Source organism: Nocardia sp. NPDC087230 (genome assembly GCF_044744725.1).
Lineage (GTDB): Bacteria > Actinomycetota > Actinomycetes > Mycobacteriales > Mycobacteriaceae > Nocardia > Nocardia canadensis.
This window is the reverse complement of sequence record NZ_JBIUYV010000002.1, coordinates 1,250,078-1,271,969: the sequence shown is the minus strand read 5'-3', so window position 1 is coordinate 1,271,969 and position 21,892 is coordinate 1,250,078. Positions and strand designations below refer to the sequence as shown.

The following is a 21,892-nucleotide window of genomic DNA, read 5'->3' as shown; positions in this document are numbered from 1 at the left end:
AGTACCACCCCGACGTCGAGCGTATTGGAGTGCGCGATGAAGTTTGCTGTTCCGGCTGTTGCCAGCGCGGTCGGCGGCGCCCTGCTGAGCGCAATCGCCGTCTTCGCGATCACGGCCGCGGTGCAGCAGAACACGGCGCCGGAGATCGACCGCAGCGGTGACAAGGATTCCTCGCTGCTCAACGCTCCTGAATACGGCAGCCGCTGAGTCCGACGCCCGCGCGTCACGCCCCCTAGCGGGGCACCCGGACACGGCTCCACTGGGTTGGCGCTGGTTCGTCGGCACGGTCGTAGCCGCCTTCGTCCTGACATTCGCGCAGGCGCCAGGGCTCACCGTCGCGGACACCAAGTACGACCTCGCCCAGAACCCGCTGGGGTTCCTCGCACGGGCGTCGCACCTGTGGAGCAGTCAAGCTCCGATGGGCCAGGTGCAGAACCAGGCCTACGGCTACTTCTTCCCGCACGGCACCTTCTTCTCCGCCGGTCATCTGCTGCACCTGCCCGCCTGGGTGACTCAACGCCTCTGGTGGGCGCTGCTGCTGCTGGCCGGGTTCTGGGGCATCGTCAAGCTGTGCGAGACGCTGGGAATCGGCGCGCGCGGTTCGCGGGTGATCGCCGGTATCGCGTTCGCGCTGTCGCCGCGGGTGCTCACCACGCTCGGCTCGATCTCCTCGGAGACGCTGCCGATGATGCTGGCGCCGTGGGTGCTGCTGGCGCCGGCCGCCCTCGGGGTCGCGGTGCGCAGGATTCGGCGCGGCGGGGCGCTCTCCCCGGCCGGTAGCGCCCTCGCGCTGGCCCTGATGGGCTCGGTGAACGCCGTCGCGACCGTGGCCGCGTTCCTGCCCGCCGCGCTCTGGTGGGCCTCCTACCGGCCGAATCGGCGCTGGTGGCGGTTCACGGCCGCGTGGATTCCGCTGCTGGTGCTGGCGACCTTCTGGTGGGTCGTGCCGCTGCTGCTGCTCGGCAAGGTGAGCCCGCCGTTCCTCGACTACATCGAGTCCTCGGGGGTGACGACGCAGTGGGCCTCGCTGAGCGAGGTGCTGCGCGGCACCGACAGCTGGACCCCGTTCGTCTCGCCGGAACGCATCGCGGGCGCGGTGCTGGTCACCCAGCCCGCCGCGGTGCTGGCGACCGGGCTGCTCGCGGCGGCCGGCATGGCCGGACTGGCCAGGTCGGCCATGCCCTACCGGGGCCGGTTCACGTTGATCCTGCTGGTCGGGCTCGCCGGCATCTGCGCGGGCTACGTCGGCGAACTCGGTGGTCCGTTCGCCGAGTCGGTGCGGGTGTTCCTCGACTCCGGCGGCGCGCCGCTGCGCAATGTGCACAAGCTGGAACCGCTGATCCGGCTGCCGCTGGTGGTCGGGCTCGCCCATCTGCTCGGCCGGGTGCCGTTGCCCGCCTCGGTGCCGCTGCGCGAGTGGCGCAACAGCTTCGCGCATCCGGAACGCGACCGCATCGTCGCGGTCGCGGCGCTGATCCTGGCCGCGCTCACCCTGGCCACCTCGCTGGCCTGGACCGGCAAGCTCGCGCCGCGCGGCGCCTACGACCGGGTGCCCGCGTACTGGACCGACACCGCCGAGTGGCTGGCGGACAACGCCGCCGACACCCGTGCGCTCGTCGTGCCCGGCGCGCCGTTCGGCAGCCAGATCTGGGGACTGACCCGCGACGAACCGTTGCAGGCGCTGGCCAGTACCCCCTGGGCCGTGCGCGATTCGGTCCCGCTGAATCCGCCGGGCACCATCCGCGCGATGGATTCGGTGCAGCGGCTCATCGCCGACGGCAGGCCGTCGACCGGGCTGGCCGCCACCCTCGCCGACCAGGGCATCGGCGTCCTGGTGCTGCGCAACGACCTCGACCCCGAGACCTCCCGCTCGACCCGGCCGATGCTGGCGCACCGGGCGATCGAGGGCTCGCCGGGCCTGACGAAGGTGGCCGAATTCGGCGCGCTGATCGGGCCGCGCGCCGCGGACGCGGGCCTGGTCGTCGACAACGACCTCCAGCCCGCCTACCCGGCGATCGAGATCTACCGGGTCGAGGTGCTGTCGCCGGGGACCCCGGCGCAGGTGCGCGGCGGGACCGGCGCGCCGCCGGGATTCCCCGGCGCCTACACCGTGCCGCTGGATTCGGTACCCGTCGTCCAGGGCGGCCCCGAAGTGCTCGAACGGATCCGGCGCGACACCGGAAACCCCACGGCCCCCGTGCTTCTCACCGCGGATGCGGCGCGCGCCGACCTGCCGCCGAAGCCGGTCCTGCTGACCGACACGCCGATGGATCGCGAGTCCGATTTCGGCCGGGTCGACAATCACAACTCCGCCGTCCGCGCCGCCGACGATGCCCGGCGCACCCACAACCTGGTGCCCGACTACCCGGTCGAGGGCACGCCCCTGGTCCAGGGCGAATGGTCCGGCGCGAAGGTGACCGCGTCCAGTTCCGCCGCCGACGCCACCCAGATCGGCGGCGCCGCGCCCGGCAGCTCGACGGCCGCCGCCGTCGACGGCGACCCGAGCACCGCCTGGATCAGCAACGGCGCCGAGCCCGCGCTCGGGCAGTGGCTGCGGCTCGATCTGGACAAGCCGATCACCACCGGCTCGCTGCGTTTCACCACCACCGCCGCTGCCCTGGGCGATCCGGTGAAGTGGGTCGAAGTCCGTACCTCCCGGGGCACGGTGTCGGCGCGGATCGCCGAACCCGGTGCGCCGGTGACCGTTCCGCTGCCCGCGGGCAAGACCGACTGGGTCATGGTCACCGCCGCGCGGACCGAGACCGGCACCAGCGGTGGCCAGTTCGGCATCAGCGAACTGACCCTCGACGACTACACCGTGCGCGACGCGCCGGTGCGGGTCGACATCCGGCACCGGGTGGTGCTGCCCGACGTCGCGCCCGGCACCACTGTGACCGGCTGGGACCTCGGCCAGGAATTCCCCGGCCGCAGCGCCTGTTTCGACGGCCCCGACCGGGTGCACTGCAGCAAGGGACTCGGCCTGCCCGCCGAGGAGCCCGGCGTCTTCGGCCGCACCCTCGCCGTTCCCGAACCGCTCACCGCCACCACCGACCTGACCGTGCGCACCCGGCCGGGCCCGGCGCTCGAGGCCCTGCTCACCGACCACACCCGTCCGGTGGCGCGCGGCAAGGCCGATGTCGGCGACCTGCGCGGCGCGGCCTTCGCCGCCACCGACGGCGACCCGAAGACCACCTGGACCGCGCCGGAGGCCACCGTCCGTGGGCTCGCCGGGGCCAAACCCACACTGGTGCTGGAACTTCCGGAGCCCACCGAGGTCACCGGGCTCGACCTCACCACCGCGCTCGGCGGACTTCCCGCGACCGCTACCGCCGTCGCGGTGAATCTCGGCAACGGGCCCCAGGTGCGGGAACTGCCCGAGCGCGAACACGGCGAACCCGCGCGGATCTCGCTGTACCCCACCGTCACCGATCGCATCGAGATCAGCATCCAGAGCTGGAACGAGGTGCTCGATCGCACCGCGCTCGGCTTCGTGCTCACCCAGCCGCCCGGCCTCGCCGAGGTGGAGGTGCTCGGCCCCGAGTACCCGGCGCACGCGGGCGGCGACCGGCTCGTCACCATCGGCTGCGCGGACGGACCGGTGATCGCGATCGGCGGCCGCACCGTGCACACCACGATCACCGCCACCGCCGACGAACTGCGCTCCGGCGCACCGGTGTCGGCGCGGGCCTGCGCCGAGGACGCGGCCGATATCGAACTGCTGCCCGGCCACCCCGATCTCACCGTCGCCCCGACCGAACTGTTCACCGTCGACCGGCTGCGGCTCGTACGTACCGATCCGACCGCACCGGCACCCGCCGATCCGGGCACCCGGCTGCTGGTGCTCCCGCTGAGCACCAATGTCGGCTGGCAGGCGCACACCGCCGACGGGCGCGAGTTGGCGCCGGTGGTCGTCGACGGGTGGCAGCAGGCGTGGCTCGTCCCGGCCGGCACGACCGGGGAGATCACCGTGTCGTTCCCGGCCGACCGCTGGTACCGGCTCGCCATCTTCGGCGGGTTGCTGCTGTTGATCCCGCTGGCGCTGCTGGCGATTCCGCGGCGGCGTCCGGTGCCGGATCCCGGTCCGGCGCCCGGGACCTGGGGTCCGCGCTGGATCGGCGCGATCGGGCTCACCGGGGTGGCGGCCGTCGTGTCCGGTCCCTTCGGGGCGGTGTGCTCGGTGCTCGCGCTGGCCGGGAGCTGGTACCGGCCGGTGCTGACGGCGAAGGTGTCGCCCTGGGTGGCGGGGCTGGGGACGCTGATCTCGGCGGCCGTGCTGTCGACCGGGACGTGGCGGTCGGGGACCACCTATATGGGCGGCTCGCTGTGGGCACAGGCACCCGCGGTCCTCGCGGTCATCGCGGTCGGTGTCGCGGCGCTACCGCGTCGCCGGCGCTGACCCTGCTCGGCGCGGCGTCAGGCGTCGATCAGCGCGTTGTCGGCGGCAGGGCGGCACCACCGGGATCGGCGGGCTCGCGCGGCGGCGGGCTCGACGCGGCCTGCCTGCGGGCGGCTGCCTTCGCCGTGGCGGCCTGATCCCAGCGCCGGGCCAGTCGTCGCGCCGGGTCCTCGATCAACGCGAAGCTCGCGGCGGCGAGCGGCAGGGTGAGCGCGGTGGTGAGCCCGAGGACGTAGAGGAAGTTGCCGTTGAACGGCAGCAGGCCGAACACCGGGAACACCATGGTGAGCACGACCAGATGCCACAGGAAGATGCCGTAGGACCAGCGGCCGAGGGTGGCCGCGGTCGGCGATTCCAGCCAGCGATGCGGTGCCGCGTTCCCGGGACGCAGCACCAGCGGGGCGAGCAGGCCGAACCCGATGATCGTGCCGAGCAGCATCTTCATCGCGTACTGCCACGGCTGAGCGCGCTCGAGCCCGGCGGGGCCGCCGAACTCGGTCGCCGAGAGCAGGAAGGCGGCCAGCGCGATCGCCCACATCAGCGGCTGACTCGCGAACGGGCGGTGCCACCAGGTACCGGGGCGCGCCTGGTAGATCAGCTCCGCGAGCAGCATGCCCGCCGCGAACCACGGCAGATAGCCCGGCAGCCAGTTGTCGGCGTGGATGCCGTCCGGGGTTGGGACGGGCCACAGGTTCCAGGTCAGCGTCACCGCCATCAGCGCGCAGATCACCGGGACTCGCAGGCGGGCGGCGGTGCCGCGCAGCCGCACGATCGCGACCGCCAGCAGCGGCAGCACCAGGTAGAACGCCACCTCCACCGACAGGCTCCACATCTGCGTGAGGCCCTCGGTCAGGGTCAGCGGCACGAACACCTGCAACAGGAACAGATTCGACACCCACACCCGCAGATTCGCCGACTGCGCCGCGCCGGGCAGCAACACCAACACGAACGCCACGACCGCCCAGTACGCGGGCACGATCCGCATCAGGCGATGCAGCAGATAACGCGCCGTGCTCGGGGCGGCGCCGAGCCCACGCGCGACCGCCGCGTGCGGGCGCCACAGCAGATAGCCCGACAGCGCGAAGAACACCGCGACCGCCATGTCGAAGCGTTCCAGGATCGGGCCGAGCACGGCGATCCCGCTCGCGCCGGTCTGGAACGCGACGTGGGTCAACAGCACACCGAGTGCCGCCATCCCGCGCATCCCTTCGAGGGCGGGATTGAAGGCGCGAGGCGGTGAAACGGGGGCGGTGGCGGTCGTCATCACGCTCCAGTCTGCCGTGTCGGCGATTTACCGGGCGCACCACGGCACACTGTGCGGTCGGGCTGTTAGTGTCGGGGCTCACGAGGGCCTAGGGTGCTTTACCAGACCACCGGAGGATCCGTGTTCGAACGACGAGGAGAGTTTGCATGGCACTGAGTGCCGGTACCAGAAGGACGGTCGCCTGCGTGCTCGTGGGTCTGGGCGCGGCATTACTCGTCGCCGCGCTGATGATCCCCACCTACACCGTGAGCAAGGTGGCCAAGACTCCGCTCGACCTCGAGATCACCACGATCGCCGAGAACCAGAAGGGTGAGGACAGCCTTGTCCTCGACTCCAAATCGCTGACCACCGGCGACGGCCCCGCCGTCGTGAACAAGGACGTGCCGCTGGTCTCGCAGCGTTTCGTCACCGTCGAGGAGCCCTCCGACGCCGACGAGATGACGCTGCAGGCAGGCCAGACGCTGCGCCGCACCGACGTGCAGGGCGACACGGGTCTGCTCACCGCGACCATCGACCGGGTCACCATCTCGCGCACCACGGGCGAGCCGGTCGACACCGAGCCCAACGGCTCGATCGCGGTCACCGTCAACAAGGACGGCAGCGTCATGGAGCCGGTGCAGCACACCGGCCTCGGCTACCGCTTCCCGATCGGCACCGAGAAGAAGACCTACCCGTACTTCGACATCAACGTGCGCAAGTCCTTCGACGCGAACTTCATCGAAGAGACCGAGATCAACAACACGAAGGTCTACCACTTCCAGATGACCGCGCCGGTCACCAGCACATGGGACGTCGTGCAGTCGCCGACCAACCGGCTGACCCTGCCCGCGTCGAAGTGGGGCGTCACCGACGTGCCCGCCGACCAGCCCGTCACCATGACCCGCTACTACACCAACGTGCGTGACCTGTGGGTCGAGCCGCAGACCGGCACCGTCATCAAGGGCGGCGAGTCGATCCACCTGTTCTACGCCCGCTCGGCGGACAAGCCCGAGGTCACCGCGCTCAAGTCGCACATCGTGTTCGACGAGAACACCGTCGAGTCGCAGATCGCGATCGCCAAGGAGAACACCGACAAGCTGTCGCTGTTCGGCCGCGTCGTCCCGATCGTGTTCGGCATCCTCGGCGTGATCGCCCTGCTCGCCGGCCTGTTCCTCGGCCTGCGCGGTGGCAACACCCCGCAGCACGCCAGTCCGCGTGGCACCCGTCCGACGCCCGCCCCCACGGCGGCCCCCGACGACGCCTCCTCGAACTGGGATGCCGACGACGCGCCGACCACCCAGTTCACCCGGGGTGACTACGACGCGCCGACCGAGCAGATCGATATCAACAAGCGTCCCTGAGCGACAAGCTCCCGACAACGGCCCCGGTCATCACGACCGGGGCCGTTGTCGTTTCCGGGATCCGGGTGACGTGCCGAATCGCGGTGCGGGCGAGTGTGCCGGATCGGAGTCGCGGTGCGGGCGGGCCGGTTGGCCGACTTCGGAGCCGGAACGGCCGGGGCTGGACGGCTCGCGGTGCACGCGGGCGACCTACAAGCGCCGCAGCGACCGGCGCCGGGCCGGCCGTGCGCGCGGCCGACTTACGGAGCCGGAACGGCCGGGGCCGGAGCCGGGGTGGTGGTGCGGGCGGCTGTGCGCAGGACGACGACCGCGACGATCAGGGTGGTCACGGCGGCTACCGAGACGGCGGTGGTGATCAGGGCGCCGATGGTGCGGGCGAAGGTGAGCATGAGGGTCACCTCCAGGACCAGGCCGATCCAGGTGACGGCGGCCAGCGCCGTGCGTTCGACGGCGATCGCGGACAGCAGAGCGCCCTGGAGGACGGCCACGATGGCGCCGTGCAGGGCGAACATCCACAGCATGCCCTGGATCGGCGCGTAGTCCTGCCCGGCGAACAGCGGGGCGAGCGGAGCGGCCAGCGCGGCACCGATCACCGCGACGACGCCGATGATCGACAGCACCGACAGCGCGTCGCGGATCGCGCGCGCCGAATGCGAGGGCTGGGCCATGCGCGGATACAGCACGACCCCGACCGCCTGCGGCAGCCAGAACGCGATCTTCGTGGCGATGGTGCCCAGCGAGTAGCGGCTCGCGTCGACGTCGTCGAGGACGATCCGCACGACGATCAGGTCCGCCGACGACAACGCCATCAGCGCCGCCTGCACCTGCACCGCCCGCAGCACCGGCAGCACACCGATCGCCCGGCTCTTCGCCGCAGCGTCGAGTGAGCGCGCGTCGGATTCCTGCTCGCGCGCGGCCGATCGAGCGATGCGACCGGCGATGATCGCCGCGCAGACGATGCCCGCCGCCCCGGCCCACAGCGCGCCCGCCGCGCCGCCGCCGACCGCCAGGGCCACCAGCGCGGGCGCCACGCGCGCCGTCCCGGCCATCGCGAGCACGGCGGCCAGCGCGCGGAAGTGGTTGCTGCCCTGCAGAATTCCCTGCTCACCGGAGAGGACGACCAGTGCGGGTGCGGCGCCGAGCGCGGCGGCGGCCGCCCACACGCCGACATGCAGTGCCCCGGCGACCACCGGAACGAGCACCACGGCGACCGCGGCGACGAGCGCGGCGCACCGCCACTGCATCGCGCGCACCGCCCGCAGGTCGGCGCCGCGCACCACCTCGCGCGCCACCACGTTCTGCATGGCGAGCGCGGGCACGGCGCACAGCAACTGCACGGCGAGCAGGCTCGCGAACTCGCTGTACCCGGCGACGCCGAGCCAGCGGCCTGCGAGCAGTTGCAGCAGGTACCCGGCGACGTTGGCGGTCATCGCGCCGGCCGTCACCCAGGTCAGGTCAGCTACGACAGGGGGACGACGGACCGAGGACACGCCTCATCGTCGCACCTCGACGGCCCTCGCATCACCAGTACCCCGAAAATGTGAGTCCGACCGGACTCACCTTGGGTGTCCCAGCCCGTCGGCACCGGGAATCCGGGCCGCCTCGCTCGTGGCCACGACTCGATCGAGGCAGGCGTCGACGGCCCGACCGCATCACCCACGACGGTGCGGCGGACCGGGTCGGCCCGCCGGGCAGCGGGACGGGACGTAAGGTGCACTGGCGTGACGGGAGATAGGCGTGTGCGGGCCTGGGTGGCCGGATACTGCGCACTGCTCGCGCTGATCATCGTCGGACCGCTGGCCGGGTCCGGCTATCTGCTGCTCCGCGACGCCGTCAGCACCCCGCGCTCCTACCTCACCGATTCCGCCCTCGGCCTCGGCGCCGCCGCGCCCCGCGCCGTTCCGCAGGACGCGTTGCTGGCCGTCCTGTCCCCGCTGATCGACGGCGGCCTGCTGGTGAAGGCGATTCTGATCGTCGCCCTGTGGGCCGCCGGTTACGGCGCCGCCGTCCTCGCCCGCGAGTTCCTCACCGCCTCGGCCCCCGCCCAACTGGTCGCCGCCACCCTCGCCCTCTGGAACCCCTTCATCGCCGAACGCCTCCTCCAGGGCCACTGGAGTCTCCTCGCCGGCTACGCCGCCCTCCCCTGGACCGCCCTGGCCGCCGCCCGCGTCAGACAAGCAACCCGGCGCGATCGCTCGCACTTCGTCGACGGACCACACATCCCTACCACCGCGAACCCGCGCGGGAACACGACCATGAGCGGCGATGCGGACGCGCACTCGGCCGCAGAAGCGAGTCCCGTTGCGGGGAGGCCCGCCGAGGCACAGCGCGAGAGCTCGAGCAGCGGCGGATCAGGGGCCCAGGTGGAGCCCGGTGGCAGCGGCGGATCAACAGCCCAAACGGAACCTGGCGCCCCTGGAGGACTCAGCCGGGGTGCGGCGATCGGCGCGTGGGCGGCCCTGACGGCCGGTTTCGCGGCTGCGGGGCTGACACCCACCGGATCGCTGCTGGCCGCGATCATCGGGCTCGCGCTGGTCGGGCGTCGAGCGTTCCTCCCCGCCACTGTCCTGTGGATCGCCACCTGCGCGCCCTGGCTGACGGCGACGGCGCTCGGATCGGGGGCCGAGCCGTCGGATCCGGCGGGCGTGTCGGCGTTCGCGGCCCGCGCCGAGCCGTGGCTCGGCACGCTGGGCAGTCTGGCCGGGCTCGGTGGCATCTGGAACAGCGAAGCGGTGCCCGCCACCCGGACGACGCCGTTGGCGCTGGTCGGCACCCTGGTGCTGCTCGGCATCGTCGCGCTGGGCGTGCGCGCCGTGTGGACGCTGGGCCGAAACGGTCAGGCCCTGCTGGTGATCGCGGCGGTGTCGATCGTGCTGCCCGCACTCGGCGCGACCGGCCCCGGCCTCGCGATCGGCGAATGGCTGGTGGTGCACATCCCCGGCGCCGGCCTGCTGCGCGACACACAGAAGTACGTGGCCCTGGCGATGCCCGCCTACGCGCTGTGCGCGGCGGCCGCGTGCACGACGGTTCTCGGCTGGGCGCGCCGAACACCACCGCCGCGACAGGAGCCGACGGCGCGACGGACGAACCCGGGGACCACCAACTCCACCGGCCCTGGGACCACCAACCACGCGGGCTCGCCAGCCGACGGCGTCCCAACGCATCGCGGAACATCCACTGTTGCCGCACTTCTCATCGCTCTCTTGATCCTCCCGCTGGCCGACCTGGCTTGGGGAGTGGGTGGCGAGATGCGGCCGGTGCGCTACCCGGCGGGGTGGGCGCAGGTCGTCGAGCGCATGGACGAACCAGGGGATGTCGCGGTTCTCCCCGCCGGGATGTTCCGCCGATTCCCCTATAGCGGGCCAGCTCCCGTCCTCGATCCGGCGCCGCGCATCCTGCCCGACGACGTCCTGCAGACCGGCGAACTCCGGGTCCGTGGCTACGCCGTCAACGGCGAGGGCAACCGGGCACGCAGGGTCGAAGACGCGCTGCTCCGGGGCGCGACCCCGGCCGAGATCGCCGCACTCGGCGTCGGCTGGATCGTCGTGGAACGCACAACCCCCGGCCCGCTGGGCGAATCCGGGAAGACGCTCGCCGAGGCGGAATCGGCCTATCAGGACTCGGATCTAGCGCTGTACCGGATCGCGGGTGCTACCCCCACCGACATCGCCACACCCACCCAACGATGGATTTCGGCGGCAGCGCACCTGCTGTGGGCGGCCCTGCTGATCGGCGGACTACTCACCGCCGCACTGCTTCCGCGAATCAGCCTTGGGCTGGCGGTGCGACCAAACCGGTGACGAAGGCACCGCGAGCGGCGGCGGAGAGCACCTCGTAGACCCCGGAACCGGTCTGCTCCCAGGAGAATTCGCGCGCACGAGCCCGCGCCTTCTCCCCCATCATCAGGCGGGTGTCCGGATCGGCCAGCAGGTCGGCTGCCGCTTCGGCGAGGGCGGGGGCGTCGTCGACCAGCAGCCCGGTGACGCCGTCGACGATGGAATCGGTGAGGCCGCGCGAGCTGCGGTAGCCGATGGTCGGCACCCCGTGCTGAGCCGCCTCGATGACGGCCAGTCCCCAGCCCTCCTTGCGGGAGGGCATCACGTGCACCCACGCGGTCGACAGGATCTCGTGCTTGCGCCGCTCGTCGACGTGGCCGTGGAAGGTGACGGCGTCGGCGATGCCCAGCTCGTCGGCGCAGGCGCGCAGGTTCGGCGCCCACCAGCCGTCGCCGATCACGTCGAGGTGCACATCGGGGAAGCGCGCGCGCAGCGCGGCGACGGCGGTCAGCGCGTCCTCGATCTGCTTGTGCGGAACCAGGCGCGACAGCACGGCGATGCGCGGGTGGGTGGCGCGGGTGTCGTCGGCGCCGGGGACGACCTCGGCGGGGACCGGCTCGGCACCGTTGCGGACGACGGCGATGCGCTCGCGGTCGACGCCGAGCACGGCCAGTTCCTCGGCCGAGGGCAGCGACACCGTCAGGTACTGGTTCTCGCGGTGCACGCGCGGGGAGAGCCGCGACTCGATCCACCAGCCGATCCGCCCGACCAGTTTGCCCGCGACCGGCCACTGCTCCCGGTGGCCGTGGTGCACCAGCACCACGGAGGGCACGCCGGTGGCGGTGGCGAAGAAGGGGATGCCGTTCTGGGTGTCGATCACCACGTCGGGGCGCACCCCGCGCAGCGGGCCGATACCCAGCCGACCTGCGACGATGGCGGCCAGCGCGCGGGGGTAGACGGTGAAGCGGCCGCCGGCGCGGCTGATGTCGATGCCGTCGATCCGCTCCCGGCGCGGGGCACCGGGATACCCGGCCGTGCGCAGCGTGACCTTGATGCCGCGCGCGGCCAGCTGGGCGCCGACCTGCTCCAGGTACCGCTCGCTGCCGCCGCCCTGCGGGTGCCCTGTGTCACGCCAGCACAGCAGGAGGACTTCACGCACGGTCGGGGCTCGCAATCGGGTCGGCGGAGGACAAAGGTCGGCACCCACCCTAGCGGGTGTGGTCTGCGCGACACATCCGTATCGCCGCGTCCGTCCGCTGTGTCCGGCCGGACCACGCGATCGGCCCCGGTGACACTGCCCATAAACTCTGGCCGTGCCGACCGCATCCCCGCCGAGAACCGAGCAGCCCGTCCAGCGCCGCGACCAGTCCAGGTTCGCGCGCCGCGCGACGCTGCGCCGCTCGCTGCGGCTGCTCACCAGCTTCCGGTTCGAGCAGTCCGACCCGGCCAGGTTCTACGGCGGCATCGCCACCGACAGCGCCGACCTGATCGGCGACTTCTATGCCGACATCACCGGCCGCGACCTCACCGGCACCGTCGTCCTCGACGTCGGCGGCGGCCCCGGGTACTTCGCCGACGAGTTCACCGCGGCGGGGGCACGCTACGTCTCGGTCGAGCCCGACCCGTCGGAGATGCACGCCGCGGGCCTGCGGGTGTCCGGCTCGGTCCGCGGATCGGGGATGGCGCTGCCGTTCCGCGACAACGCCTTCGACGTCTGCTTCTCCTCGAACGTGGCCGAGCACGTGCCGCATCCGTGGGTGATGGCGGAGGAGATGGTCCGCGTGACCAAGCCCGGCGGCCTCATCGTGTACTCCTACACGGTGTGGCACGGGCCGTTCGGCGGTCACGAGACCGGCCTCTGGCACTACCTCGGCGGCGAGTACGCGGCCCGCCGGTACCGGCGCAAGCACGGTCGTGAACCCAAGAACAGGTTCGGCAGGTCACTGTTCGCCGTGACCGCTGCCGACGGTTTGCGCTGGGCGGCAACGACTTCAGCCGACGTACGGACGGTCTTCCCCCGCTACCACCCACGCTGGGCGTGGTGGCTGGTCCGAGTTCCGGTGATCCGCGAGCTACTCGTGAGCAACCTGGTGGTCGTGGCCACCAAGGGTGATCAGGCCAGCCAGCTCAATCGACGGGACCGGCGGACCGGCTCGGGTAGCGCGGCGGCCCACGGCGACTCCTGAATCGCCAGGCCCACCGTCTCCAGCGTCGTCAGGCCGACCTGATCAGCGAGTGCCCCGACCATCGCGACCGCCTCAGCGGCCTGAATGGCGGCAGTTGCCTGCTCGATCGTGAGTGTGCGGCCGGGCAGGAATGACACAACCCATCCCCCGCTGCCTACACTCTTCGCTTGATGGTCGGTCTGGTCGCTGGTCATCAACGATCGGCCGATCACTTGCACAGCCATGAGTCGGTCTCCCCAATTCGCTGTAAAGGTCTGATGAATCGAGCGAGCTGATCAGTAGCTAAAGCATCCCCTTTTCAACAACAGAACGCAATAGTGCGTTTACCCGAAAAGCGAACCGACAGGTTGGAATTCGCCCTGTTCACAGTCGTTGCGGGACAGCGAATTAGAACGTGTTGCAGACAACCCGGCCACAAAACTGTAACGTGTTCTTATGCACTACGACAGTCTGTTCATCGGCGGGAAGTGGACCACCCCTGCCGGTAGTGACCGCATTTCCGTGGTCTCACCCGCAACGGAGGAGACCGTCGGCAGCGTGCCCGCGGTAACGAAGGCCGATGTGGACGCCGCGGTCGCCGCGGCCCGCGACGCCTTCGACAGCGGACCGTGGCCATCCACACCGCCACTGGAACGAGCAGAGGTGCTCGCCAAGGCGGCCCGACTGATCGAGCAGCGTTCGCCCGAGTTGCTCGCCGCACTCACCGCGGAGATGGGCGCGCCTTCGTTAGCCGCCTTGACACTCAACCAGATTCCGGCCGTCGCCGCGCTGGACGCCTGGGCGGCGCTGGCGAAGACGTTCCCGTGGAACGAGACTCGCACCGGCCTGTTCGGAACCTCGCGCGTCTCACGGGAACCGCGCGGCGTCGTCGCGGCGATCACCGCCTGGAATGTCCCGATGTTCCTCGCCGCGAACAAGCTCGGCCCCGCCCTGCTGGCCGGCTGCACCGTGGTGCTCAAGCCCTCGCCGCTGACCCCGCTGACGGCCAACCTCCTCGCCGACATCTTCACCGAAGCCGGACTCCCGGACGGTGTGCTGTCGGTCCTGCCCGCAGACGCGGCGGAGAGCGAATACCTCGCGAGCCACCCCGGCGTGGACAAGGTGACCTTCACCGGCAGCACCCCGGTCGGCCGCAAGCTGGCCGCGATCGCGGGCGAGCAGCTCAAGACCGTCTCGCTGGAGCTGGGCGGCAAGTCGGCCGCCATCGTGCTCGAGGACGTCGACCTGGCCGCCAGCATTCCCGTTCTCGCGTTCTCCGGGTTGATGAACAGCGGGCAGGGCTGTGTGGCGCAGACCCGCATCCTCGCCCCGCGCAGCCGCTACGACGAGATCGTCGACGCGCTGGTCGCGCACGTCAAGACCATGCAGACCGGCGACCCGACCGATCCGGCCACCCAACTCGGCCCGCTGATCAGCGAGAAGCAGCGCGACCGGGTGGAGAGCTACATCGCCAAGGGCAAGGAAGAGGGCGCGCGACTGGTCCTCGGCGGCGGCAGGCCCGCGGGCGTCGAGCGTGGCTGGTTCGTCGAGCCGACGATCTTCGCCGACGTCGACAACTCCAGCACCATCGCCCAGGAGGAGATCTTCGGCCCGGTGCTCTCGGTGATCCCGTACAAGACCGAGGAGGAGGCGATCGCCATCGCGAACGACTCCGACTACGGCCTGGCCGGTTCGGTGTGGACCACCGACATCGAGCACGGCGTCGAGATCGCGGCGAAGGTGCGCACCGGCACCTACGCCATCAACTGGTACGCCTTCGACCCCACCGCGCCGTTCGGTGGGTACAAGAACTCGGGCATCGGCCGCGAGAACGGGCCCGAGGGCCTCGACGCGTTCTGCGAGCAGAAGTCCGTGCTGATGCCGATGGGCTGGACGCCCGCGAGCACCGACTAGTTCTCCGGCATCTGCACCCGCAGTACCGGCTGTCCGGCCACTTGACCCCGGGGTGGCAAGTCGACCACGTCGACCCGCCACCCCGGCGGCAGTGCGCGCTGCAAACGTCCTGCCACCCGTTGCAGGGGAGTGCTCGAGTAGGTGTCGGACCCGTATCCGGTCACCACATCGGTCATGCGTGAACCACCTCTCAGCGTCGATCTCATCGGGACCGCGTCGGCGGTGCTGGAGTCTCGAAAGGGAGTTAGCTCGGATGGTGCGACGAACGGAGGAGCCTGACCAGGAATATAGGTCACGACTCCCGCCCAACGGCAGCGACCCTCTGACATCGAAAGATGTACCCAGAATCGAGTCGGGGAAATCGTCCGCGCCGGAATCTGTCCGGAAACTCATAGTTCGCTTGTCCAGTTCATCACCGCCCATCGCCCCGAAAACCACGGCGAAATCAGCACACTGACAACGCGGTCAGTGCCGCAGCGAACGGCGGTACGCCGAGGGCGTGAGCCCCGTCGCGGCGCGCAGATGATCACGCAACGCCGTCACACTGCCGAACCCCGCGCGCTGCGCGACCGTCTCGACCGGAAGCTGCGTGCGCTCGAGTAGCTCGCGGGCCCGCCCGAGCCGTTGCGCGTCGAGCCAGGCGCCCGGGGTGGCGCCGACTTCGGCCTTGAAGCGGCGGATGAACGTCCGCTCACTCATCAGCGCGTGCGCCGCCAGGGCCGAGACATCGGTGGCGGCTCGGGGATTCGCCGCCGCCCAGGTCAGCGTCGCGGCCAGACCGCTGCGGGGATCCGGGCCGCCCATCGGCCGCGGGATGTACTGGGCCTGGCCGCCCTCGCGGTGCGGCGGCACCACATTCCAGCGGGCGAGGTCGGCGGCGGCCGCCGCGCCGAGTTCCCGGCGCACCAGGTGCAGGCACAGATCCAGGCCCGCGGACAGACCCGCCGAGGTGAGGATGTCGCCGTCGTCGATGTAGAGGGCCGTCGGATCCAGTTTCACCGCCGGGTAGAGCTGGGCGAACTGGTCGCAGTAGCCCCAGTGGGTGGTAGCCGGGCGATCATCGAGCAGGCCCGCCTGGGCCAGGACGAAGGCGCCGATACAGATGCTGGCGATCGTCGCGCCCCGCTCCGCCGCCGCGCGCAGGGCGTCGAGCACGGGCTCGGGCGTGGGCAGCGTCGGCAGGCCGATGCCGGGCACGACGATCAGATCGGCCGCCGCCAGCAGCTCCAAGCCGTGCTCCACCCGCAGGTCGAAGCCGTTGGGCGTCCACACGGGACCGGGCCGGACGCCGCAGGTGCGCATCGCGAAGCCGACCGGCTCGCCGGTGACGCCGGGCCCGTGCCGGAACGCCTGCACCGCGCAGGCCAGGTCGAACGTCATCACCCCGTCCAGCGCCAGCGCGGCGACCTCGATCATGTCCCCAGTTTGGCACGTATCCACGCAATGCTGGCATTTCCGCCACTTCACCGGCCCGGTCCGCTCCGCGACACTCGACGGACACCGCGAAACACGCGTCGGAGGAGATCGACCATGCTCACCGTGACACCCGCCCTCGACTGGGATTGGGCCACCCACACCGGCGGGAATCTCACCCCCGCCCAGCGCCGCGCCCTCACCGTCGGCTTGCTCCGCGTCTCACCCGCGCTGGTATCCGGCCGGCTCCGGCAGGCGCTGGGCCGTCGCGGCACCGGGCGGCTGGCGCTGGCCGAACTGCGCCTGCCCGACACCGCGCTCGCCCGGGCTGCCGAAATCGAGGCGCGCGAACAGCTCTCGGACACGATGCTGGCGCACTCGTACCGCACCTACTTCTTCGCACGCGCCCTCGCCGAGCTCGACGGCGTCGACTACGACGACGAGATCGGCTACGTGGCCAGCCTGCTGCACGACCTGAAGCTCGAAACACCCACTCCGGGTAGATGTTTCGCGGTGGTCGGCGGTGAGACGGCGAACGATTTCGCGGTCCGCCACGGCGCTCCCGCCGACCGTGCCGAGGCGATCGGCGCGGCGATCGCGGCCCACCTGAATCCGGACGCGGCCGAAAACCTCGGCGAGCCGGGCGGTTTCGTCTCCGCGGGCGCCTCGGTCGACGTCCTGGGCCGACGGCTGGCCGACCTCGACGCCGACTTCGTCGACGACCTGCTCGTGCGGCACCCACGTCAGGACTTCAAGCGACACCTCATCGCCTGCTTCACCGCCGAGGCCGCCGCCGTCCCCGCGGGCCGCGTCCACTGGCTCACCGGCGCGGGCTTCCTGCCGATGATCAGGCACTCGCCGTTCGCCGAATAGACGAAACCGCCCGTACCGAACGCGGTACGGGCGGTTCGCCGTTCAGGGGGCGGATCAGCCCAGGCGCTCCTTGAGGGCCTCGAACTCGTCGCGCACGCCCGAGGGCAGCTTGTCGCCGACGAACTGGAACCACTCCTCGATCGACGGGATCTCGTTGCGCCACTCCTCGACGTTCACCGCGAGGGCCTCGTCGACATCGGCGACGACCACGTCGAGGCCTTCCAGGTCCAGGTCGGCGGCCGACGGGACATTGCCCACCGCGGTCGCCTCGGCGCCCGAACGGCCCTCGATGCGGCCGACGATCCACTCCAGCACGCGGGAGTTCTCACCGAATCCGGGCCACAGGAAGCGGCCGTCGGTGCCACGACGGAACCAGTTGACGTAGAAGATCTTCGGCAGCTTGTTCGCGTCGGCGTTCTTGCCGAGGTTGATCCAGTGGTTGAGGTAGTCGCCCACGTGGTAGCCGAGGAACGGCAGCATCGCCATCGGGTCGCGGCGGACGGTGCCGACCTTGCCCTCGGCGGCGGCGGTCTGCTCCGAGCCCATGGTGGCGCCCATGAACACGCCGTGCTCCCAGCCGAACGACTCGGTCACCAGCGGGACGGTGGTCTTGCGGCGACCGCCGAACAGGATCGCCGAGATCGGCACACCCTGCGGGTCGTCCCACTCGGGGGCCAGGATCGGGCACTGCGACATCGGGGTGCAGTAGCGCGAGTTCGGGTGCGCGGCCAGGGTCTCCGACTCGCGGAGGTACCAGTCGTTGCCCTTCCAGTCGATCAGGTGATCGGGCTCGCCCTCGAGGCCCTCCCACCACACATCGTTGTCGTCGGTCAGGGCGACGTTGGTGTAGACGGTGTTGCCCGCCTCGATGGTGGCCATCGCGTTGGGGTTGGAGCTGCGGTTGGTGCCCGGCGCGACACCGAAGAAGCCGAACTCCGGGTTCACGGCGTAGAGCCGGCCGTCCTCACCGAACCGCATCCAGGCGATGTCGTCGCCCAGGGTCTCCGCGCGCCAGCCCGGGATGGTCGGCTGGATCATCGCGAGGTTGGTCTTGCCACAGGCGCTCGGGAACGCGGCGGCGACGTAGTAGTTCTTGCCCTCGGGCGAGATCAGCTTGAGGATCAGCATGTGCTCGGCCAGCCAGCCCTCGTCGTGGGCCATGGCCGAGGCGATGCGCAGCGAGTAGCACTTCTTGCCGAGCAGGGCGTTGCCGCCGTAGCCGGAGCCGAAGGACCAGATCTCGCGGTCCTCGGGGAAGTGGGTGATGTACTTGGTGTCGCTGCACGGCCACGGCACGTCGGCCTGGCCCTCGGCCAGCGGGGCGCCCACCGAGTGCAGCGCCTTCACGAACGGCTTGTCGGTGCCCAGCTTGTCCAGCGCGGCCTGGCCCATGCGGGTCATCACGCGCATCGACACGACGACGTACTCGGAATCGGTGATCTCCACGCCCAGCTTGGGGTCCTCGGCACCGAGCGGGCCCATGCAGAACGGCACCACGTACATGGTGCGGCCCTTCATCGAGCCGCGGTACAGCTCGGTCATGGTGGCGCGCATCTCGGCGGGGTCGACCCAGTTGTTGGTCGGACCGGCGTCGGCCTCGGTCTTGGAGCAGATGTAGGTGCGCGACTCGACGCGGGCGACGTCGGACGGGTCCGACAGCGCTAGGAACGAGTTCGGCTTCTTCTTCTCGTCGAGCTTCTTGAAGGTGCCCGCCTCGACCAGCTGAGTGGTCAGGCGATCCCATTCCGCGTCGGAGCCGTCGGCCCAGACCACGCGATCCGGCTGAGTGAGCTCTGCGACTTCCTGTACCCAGGCGAGCAGTTCACTGTGCTCGGTCGGCGCGGTGCCGTCGGATCCACGAAGACCAGGAATGGTCGCTGAGGTCATGAAAACTCTCCTGAGATGGGCGGTTCTTCGATGCGAAGTCCATCGATCGCCACCGGGCGGGAAGGCGTCCGCAGCGAACCAACCACCGCACAACCCCAAATGGACGGCGTACAGCGACGTCCATGGACGGAGGCCGCGCATCGACTGGCACGGAGCGGACGCCCAGGTTCCTGGTTAAAGGTTAACGCGATATGACGATCGATACGGAATCGGGTTCCCTAATAACTACCCACAGGTCGATCACCCAATCTCGGCCTCGGCGCGTTCCAGCGCGGCGAGGTCTCGCTCGCACGCCGCCAGCTGAGCCGGGCGCTCGGCGACGAGGCGTCGCGCGAGGCTGTCCAGCTCCCCGACCCGGCGGTCGACCGCGACCGCGCGCGCCGTCGATTCCCGGATGACGTGCTCGGCCAATTCTGCCTCGACATCCACCAGAACCGCGGCGACACGCTGCTCCAGCTGGGCTTTCACATTCACCAGCGCCTCGGCCACCCATTGCGAGAGGTGGTTGCGCTCGGCCAGCTGACCCCGGGCGCGCACCACCCAATAGGCCGCGCCCGCACCGAGCAGCAGCGTCACCGGGACGCTCGCGGCGTCCAGCGCGGGCACGAGCGACAGCGGCGCGACGACCAGGCGACCGAGGCCGACGCCAGCCGACGCGCCGAGCGCGATCATGAGGTGATCTTCGACACCACGGTGCCGCGGCTCGGGCTCGGGGCCGACCTTCGGGGCCGGATCGTGCCTGCGTGCGGCGGGTGCCGTGGTGCCGACGCGGCGCGCGGTCTCGATGACCCTGGCGTCGATCGCGGTGTCGACCGCCACCGACAGTTCGGCGGCGGCCTGCTGTAGTCGCTGTGGGTAGGCGCGCAGCTCGGCGCGGTCGCAGCGGTCGAGTTCGGCGCGCGAGCGGGTGTGCAGGGCTCGCACCAGTGCGCCGACCTCGGTGGTGAGGTCGACGCGGGCCAGCTGGACCTGGCTGCGCACCGCCGACAGGCCGGTCTGGCGGCCGCCGTCGCGCTCGGCCAGCAGCGCGACCCGTTCCGCCCGCAGCCGGGTCGACTCCGCGCCGGACCGCAGCGCGGTGACCTGCTCGGTGATCCTGGCCCTGGTGTCGGTGAACACCCTGGTCAGCACGACCGAACGGCGCGCGGTGCCGCCGGTGGTCCGGTGCGCCGTCGCCGCGGCGAGCGCGGCGTGCAGGGCCGCAAGGCCGGAGCGGTCGAGCAGGGCGGAGTCGTCGGCGGCGCGGGCCGCGGCGGACAGGCGGGCCGAGACCGGCAGGATCGGCAGGTCGGTGACCCCGCGGGCCGCGAGCAGGGCGAGGCTGCGCTCGCGGATCGCCTGCCAGTCCTGATAGGCGTGGAAGCCGTTCATGGCGAGCACGATCCGCTGACCGGCGGCGCGCAGGCGCTCGATCAGGACCAGCATGTCGGCGCCGAGCACGCTGCCCGCGTCGAAGACGATCAGGGCGGTGGGCGGATCGGCCGACGCGGTGACGGCGGCCGGATCGGTCAGGTCGACGCGTGGTTCGAAGCGGGCCAGCTCGGTGCGCAGCAGGGTGGTGTTGGCGTCGTCGACCGCGTAGAAGGCGACGGTGGAGCCGGTGCCGGCCTGGTCCATCGCGCGCAGCAGGGCCGAGCCCTGCGGATTCCACCGCTCGACGACGGCGGCGAGCTCGTCGGACAGCGGCGGGTCGGCCGGTTGGTCAGAGCCCGGCACTTGTCATCCGTTCCCAGGCGCGCACGTAGCCGTTGTGCACGCGCAGGGCGGCGCGGCGGGCGGCAGGCGGCATATCGCTGGAGACCACGGCCCGCCAGCGGGACGCGCGCGCGAGCGCCTCGTCGGCGTCGGCCGGTGCGGGCGAGGGGTAACCGGCGGCCAGGTGGGCGACCTGCGGGCAGGCCAGTCCGGCGCACAGTCCGGCCCACAGCGCGTCGTCACCGGCGAGGTACTGCTCGATCAGCTCGCGGGCGTGGCCGCCGTCGGCGGGGACGGCGCGCGCGGCGAGACGGACCAGCTCGTCGAGCAGTTCGCCCCCGCGCACCGCTTCCACCTGCTCGTAGCGGCGGTGCACGTGCCGGTGCAGCGGGTCGACACCGCCCGCCGAGTGCAGGATCTGGATCAGCGCTGCCGAGGTCAGATCGGGGTCGGCGCGCAGGGCGGTGAGGGCGCAGTCCACGCCGTAGAGGTCCCAGTGGGCGATCAGCCGCCTGCGCGCGTCCTGATCGGAGCCGGTGCCGATGAACAGATCGGCCGACAGCACCGACGGCACATCCGGGCCGACCGCCAGGCGACGCAGGTCGGACAGGTCGGCCGCGTCCACCGCGCCCGCCCTGGTCCGCGCGGCCACCGAAGCGACGACGGGCACGACCGGCAGCCCGAGTTCGCGCGCGGACCGCTCGGCGGCCGCGACCGCGTCACCCCAGCGGGCCCCCACCGCGTCGGCCTTGTTCAGCACCACGACCCCGCGCCCCGGCGGCAGCGTGGCGAGCACGCGGTGGTCGGCGGCCTGCGGCGCACCGGCCAGGACATAGATGACGAGGTCACCGTCGAGCACCGGATCCGGCTGGTCGGGCTGATCGACCGGCGCGGTCTCCTCCGCCGACAGCAACGCCAGCGCCCGCAGCACGGTGGACCGGCCGCTCAGCGCCCGTCCCGCGACCTGGATGTGCAGCGGCCTGCGCCGCCGCGCGACCGCGGCGGCCAGCTGCTCGGCGATCGCCGGATCGGTCCCCCGACCGGTCCGCAGCGCCGAGATCAGCTGGTCGAGCTGGTCAGATGTCCGTGACTGCGCGGATTCGGTGACTGTCGACATTCTGCGCACCCCCTTTTCGGAGGGCATTCTGTCAGATCCGGGGGTCGGCGGC

At 71.3% G+C, this 21,892-nt stretch carries 15 protein-coding genes; 7 read left to right on the top strand and 8 right to left on the bottom strand.

Translation table 11 applies throughout. The features are described 5' to 3' along the window. Window positions 1–36: 36 nt before the first annotated feature. Window positions 37–207 (top strand): DUF2613 domain-containing protein, encoded by a 171-nt coding sequence (locus ACIO52_RS12075; RefSeq protein ID WP_218716029.1) that lies wholly within the window; start codon window positions 37–39, stop codon window positions 205–207. Next, on the top strand, window positions 188–4,396 hold the full coding sequence (locus ACIO52_RS12070; protein ID WP_402643612.1) for an alpha-(1->3)-arabinofuranosyltransferase: 4,209 nt from the start codon (window positions 188–190) through the stop codon (window positions 4,394–4,396). Before ACIO52_RS12075 ends, ACIO52_RS12070 begins: the two co-directional genes overlap by 20 nt. A 28-nt stretch (window positions 4,397–4,424) precedes the next feature. Here ACIO52_RS12070 and ACIO52_RS12065 read toward each other — a convergent pair whose 3' ends face one another. After that, window positions 4,425–5,660 (bottom strand): acyltransferase, encoded by a 1,236-nt coding sequence (locus tag ACIO52_RS12065; protein WP_218716030.1) that lies wholly within the window; start codon window positions 5,658–5,660, stop codon window positions 4,425–4,427. Window positions 5,661–5,806: 146 nt separating this feature from the next. Between ACIO52_RS12065 and ACIO52_RS12060 the strand changes: the two genes are divergently transcribed. Next, window positions 5,807–7,000 (top strand): DUF3068 domain-containing protein, encoded by a 1,194-nt coding sequence (locus ACIO52_RS12060; protein WP_218716031.1) that lies wholly within the window; start codon window positions 5,807–5,809, stop codon window positions 6,998–7,000. 239 nt (window positions 7,001–7,239) lie between these two features. Here the strand turns inward: ACIO52_RS12060 and ACIO52_RS12055 are convergent, their stop codons facing one another. Continuing rightward, window positions 7,240–8,430 (bottom strand): polysaccharide biosynthesis protein, encoded by a 1,191-nt coding sequence (locus ACIO52_RS12055; protein WP_402643502.1) that lies wholly within the window; start codon window positions 8,428–8,430, stop codon window positions 7,240–7,242. Window positions 8,431–8,739: 309 nt separating this feature from the next. On the opposite strand from ACIO52_RS12055, the gene ACIO52_RS12050 reads away from it, so the two are divergent. Then, entirely contained in the window at window positions 8,740–10,800 is a 2,061-nt protein-coding gene (locus ACIO52_RS12050) for a hypothetical protein (protein ID WP_402643609.1), read from the top strand. Here the strand turns inward: ACIO52_RS12050 and ACIO52_RS12045 are convergent. Next, window positions 10,766–11,935 (bottom strand): glycosyltransferase family 4 protein, encoded by a 1,170-nt coding sequence (locus ACIO52_RS12045; protein WP_316572998.1) that lies wholly within the window; start codon window positions 11,933–11,935, stop codon window positions 10,766–10,768. The genes ACIO52_RS12050 and ACIO52_RS12045 overlap by 35 nt on opposite strands. Window positions 11,936–12,089: 154 nt before the next feature. Here ACIO52_RS12045 and ACIO52_RS12040 point away from each other — a divergent pair, with 154 nt between their 5' ends. Together ACIO52_RS12040 and ACIO52_RS12035 are read left to right on the top strand one after the other, a co-directional pair. Further along, window positions 12,090–12,962: a class I SAM-dependent methyltransferase gene (locus ACIO52_RS12040; protein ID WP_218718509.1), complete on the top strand. Its 873-nt coding sequence runs from the start codon at window positions 12,090–12,092 to the stop codon at window positions 12,960–12,962. 435 nt (window positions 12,963–13,397) lie between these two features. Continuing rightward, window positions 13,398–14,855 carry an aldehyde dehydrogenase gene (locus ACIO52_RS12035; RefSeq protein ID WP_402643498.1) on the top strand — a complete coding sequence of 486 codons (1,458 nt, stop codon included), beginning with the start codon at window positions 13,398–13,400 and terminating at the stop codon, window positions 14,853–14,855. Here the strand turns inward: ACIO52_RS12035 and ACIO52_RS12030 are convergent. Together ACIO52_RS12030 and ACIO52_RS12025 are read right to left on the bottom strand one after the other, a co-directional pair. Further along, window positions 14,852–15,031, bottom strand: coding sequence for a hypothetical protein (locus ACIO52_RS12030; protein ID WP_218718511.1), 180 nt, complete (start codon window positions 15,029–15,031; stop codon window positions 14,852–14,854). The two genes, ACIO52_RS12035 and ACIO52_RS12030, sit on opposite strands and share 4 nt — an antisense overlap. 289 nt (window positions 15,032–15,320) lie before the next feature. Continuing rightward, window positions 15,321–16,271 carry a helix-turn-helix domain-containing protein gene (locus ACIO52_RS12025; RefSeq protein WP_316573000.1) on the bottom strand — a complete coding sequence of 317 codons (951 nt, stop codon included), beginning with the start codon at window positions 16,269–16,271 and terminating at the stop codon, window positions 15,321–15,323. A 114-nt stretch (window positions 16,272–16,385) separates the two neighbouring features. On the opposite strand from ACIO52_RS12025, the gene ACIO52_RS12020 reads away from it, so the two are divergent. After that, the gene (locus ACIO52_RS12020) at window positions 16,386–17,141 is read left to right on the top strand and encodes a phosphohydrolase (RefSeq protein WP_402643494.1); all 756 of its coding nucleotides are present in this window, start codon (window positions 16,386–16,388) and stop codon (window positions 17,139–17,141) included. A gap of 54 nt (window positions 17,142–17,195) precedes the next feature. Here the strand turns inward: ACIO52_RS12020 and ACIO52_RS12015 are convergent, their stop codons facing one another. The 3 genes from ACIO52_RS12015 to ACIO52_RS12005 form a co-directional block, all read right to left on the bottom strand. After that, window positions 17,196–19,028, bottom strand: a complete 1,833-nt coding sequence (locus ACIO52_RS12015) for a phosphoenolpyruvate carboxykinase (GTP) (RefSeq protein ID WP_218718514.1) — start codon at window positions 19,026–19,028, stop codon at window positions 17,196–17,198. A gap of 240 nt (window positions 19,029–19,268) precedes the next feature. Then, window positions 19,269–20,744 (bottom strand): hypothetical protein, encoded by a 1,476-nt coding sequence (locus tag ACIO52_RS12010; protein WP_402643491.1) that lies wholly within the window; start codon window positions 20,742–20,744, stop codon window positions 19,269–19,271. After that, on the bottom strand, window positions 20,731–21,840 hold the full coding sequence (locus ACIO52_RS12005; RefSeq protein ID WP_402643488.1) for a hypothetical protein: 1,110 nt from the start codon (window positions 21,838–21,840) through the stop codon (window positions 20,731–20,733). Before ACIO52_RS12005 ends, ACIO52_RS12010 begins: the two co-directional genes overlap by 14 nt. Window positions 21,841–21,892: the final 52 nt, after the last annotated feature.